This is a genomic window from Parafrankia colletiae, assembly GCF_001854655.1.
GTDB lineage: Bacteria > Actinomycetota > Actinomycetes > Frankiales > Frankiaceae > Parafrankia > Parafrankia colletiae.
In genome coordinates, this window is the sequence record NZ_MBLM01000016.1 from 1 (window position 1) to 2,805 (window position 2,805).

A 2,805-nucleotide genomic window follows, 5' to 3' on the forward strand; every position below is an offset into this window, starting at 1 on the left:
CGCCGGGTCCTCGACAGTGAACCAGGCCACTACAAGGCCGCCTATCACCTCGGACGCATCCTGGAGGCCGAGGCGGACTACGAAGGTGCCTTCCAGGCCTACCAGCAGGTGCTGGCCGTAACCCCGTTCCGGGATACCCCGAACCGACTGCGTGCCTGCGTGAACGCCCTGGGCGCCGGGAGGTCGGGCATTCTGCCGGGGCGAGGCGTCGACGGGCACATCCGTAACGGTGTGGTTATCGAGCCGGGCCCTCCATCGGTGCGGGAGGGAGTCGAGGCCCACCGCACCGCGGATCGTGGCGCGCTTTACCGGTCTGTCCGCCTCAAGACGCGGCACCTGATCCCCTCGCTCGGCATGGTCTTCCTCGTCTGCGCGGTGGGCACCATGCTGCTCGCCCTCGCAACCGGGGGCATATCTGGATCCGCTCTGGTCCTTTTCCCTGTCTTTGTGATGACATCGCTCGCCGGGACCATCTGGTTTCTCGTGTGGGCGTTTGTTCAGGTCCGGACCAACAGTGCGGAGTTCTACGAGCGCGGAGTGGAGGTAAGGTCGGGATTCCGCCGGCGTTCGATCCAGTTCATCTGGTACTACCAGATAACTGGACCCCCGGTCTACACCCGCGCATTCAGGAACTATTTCACCAAAACCGCGACGCTGTGTATCCGCTACAACGTCGCCGGGGCGATGACCGTAGAAACCGTGGAGATCGCCGGCTTCGGCACCCCTGCCGAGGTCATAATGATCGGGAGGCATCTCGAATCCAGGGTCGTGGCCGAGAGCCTCGTCATCCGAGGCCCCTTGATGTAAGGGCTCCACGTCCCAGAGGGAGGCTTTTCCCCGGCGAGAGGTGCCGGGGCACTGACGGCCCTGTGTTGTCAAGTAGCCGCAGTGGCCGGTGGGCTGATGCGCGGGATGGCGTTGTAGATCTCGCGGGCGATGTAGCGCTTGAGGCAGCGGACGATTTCGCGTGGGGTTTTGCCTTCGGCGAGGCGTCGTTGCTGGTAGGCGCGGGTGCGGGGGTCGCAGCGCAGYCGGGTGATGACGATGCGGTGCAGSGCYGSRKTKGSCYKGSSGKYSSCSSCSSSRKTKRRGSSGKKKYSGSBGGTCTTCCCGGACGAGGCCTCGATCGGGCTCACCCCGCACAGTGCCGTGAAGGATCGGTCGCTGGTCAGCCGTCGCGGGTTGTCGCCGGCGACGATGAGCAGCGCCGCGGCGGTGTCCGGTCCGACGCCGACCCTGGCGAGCAGGGCGGGTGCGTGGCGGTTGAGCACGGCGGCCAACCGGCGGTTGAGGTCCTCGATCTCGGCGGTGAGCGCCACGATCCGGATCGCCAGCTGGCGCAATGCGTAACGTGCGGCGGTAGCTGTGTCAGTCGGCTCGACCACGTCGAGCGCGGCGCATCGACGGACGAGCGTGGTGCGGCCCAGCCCGGCGAGGGATTCCCGCAGGCCAGGTTCGGTGCGGACCAGGACTGCTTTGAGCTGGTTGATCGCCTGGGTGCGTGCTGTGACCGCGGAGGTCTTGGCCAGCCGGAACATCCGGGCCATCTCCACCGGTCCGTCGCCGGTCTTCGCGGTCGCGGTGGCCTGGCCGGACAGGACGGCACGGGCGGCCGCCTCGCCCGTCCAGTGCGTCGGTCTTGCCTGGGCGCCGGCGAGCGGCGCGGTCGGGCCGGTTGACCTCGGTCACGGTGACATCGGCCGCAAGTAGATGTCGGGTCAGGGCCGCGCCGTAGGAGCCGGTGCCCTCGACTCCCGCCCGGCAGACGGTCCCATGCTCTCTCGCCCAGGCCAGCAGCTGTGCATAGCCGTCAGCCGTCGTCGGAAAGGTCGCGCTGCCCAGCAGCGCCCCAAACGGGGTGAGGACTGCGGCGACGTGGACGTCCTTGTGGGTGTCGACACCGAGAACGACCTCACCACCGGCGGTGGGCTGGTCTGGGTTCCCAGGCTGATGCATCCTGACCATGGGCTATCTGTCTCCTGCTCGGCTCGGAACGGGTAGCCGTCGCCGGGCCGGCAGGGCAAGGCTCCGGCACGCTCGCGTTCTGAGTTGATCTGTCCGTGATCTTCGGGTCTGGTGGTTCGTCCGGGTTGTCAGGGGAAGCCGTGAAGGTCGAGTGCGGCGGTGGCGGTCTTGTGGGCGAGGCGGCCGGCGGGGATGCTGCGGTGGCCGGCGGCGCGCAGGGTGTCGGCGACGGTGGCCCGGAACAGGGCGAGGACGGCGGGGCCGCGGCCGGTCCGGCTGGTGCTGGAGTCCTCTCCGAAGGTCACGTCGCGGACGTAGTGCTGTTTGATCTCGATGTGCCACTGGCCGCGGGCGAGATCGGCCAGTAGCGCGGGGCTGGCCTGTTCCGCGGTCGCGTCGGTGATCGCGTAGACGGTCTCGCGGCTGGCCGTCCGGCCTTTCTGTCGGCGCCAACGCCCGATCCTGATCGCCTGAGCCGCGTGCGGGAAGTCGAGATGATCGACGGTGGCGACCTTCAGGGTGCGGGTCTCTTCTCTCCCGTGGCCGCGGTCGCGGGTGATGTCCGCGGTCGGGATCTCCGACCAGGGCAACGCCGCGAGGAACGCCCTCAGCTTCGGCTGGTTGTGTTTCGCGACCGCCAGGTAGTGGGCGTTCTTGCGGACGACGAGCCAGTCGAGGTTGGACCGCACGGTGTGCAGGGCGTCGAACGACACGAACGCCCCGGCGAGGTCCAGAGGGGCCAGCAGCGGGTCTGTTGCGTTGTGGGATGGCAGGGCATGGTTGACCCCGCCGAGCGGGTGATCAGATCGTGAGGGTGAGCTCGGTGAACGCGGCTGTCAG

2 protein-coding genes and 1 pseudogene are annotated in these 2,805 nt (G+C 68.3%); 1 reads left to right on the forward strand and 2 read right to left on the reverse strand.

From position 1 onward, the window contains the following. The coding region (locus CC117_RS37245; RefSeq protein WP_157905344.1) for a tetratricopeptide repeat protein at positions 1-807 on the forward strand (807 nt) is incomplete at its 5' end. Between the two features lie 68 nt (positions 808-875). Here CC117_RS37245 and CC117_RS40870 read toward each other — a convergent pair. Both CC117_RS40870 and CC117_RS04035 read right to left on the reverse strand, forming a co-directional pair. Next, positions 876-1,965 (reverse strand): annotated as a pseudogene (locus CC117_RS40870) (IS110 family RNA-guided transposase). A gap of 128 nt (positions 1,966-2,093) precedes the next feature. Next, entirely contained in the window at positions 2,094-2,738 is a 645-nt protein-coding gene (locus CC117_RS04035) for an ISAs1 family transposase (RefSeq protein WP_256385348.1), read from the reverse strand. Positions 2,739-2,805: the final 67 nt, after the last annotated feature.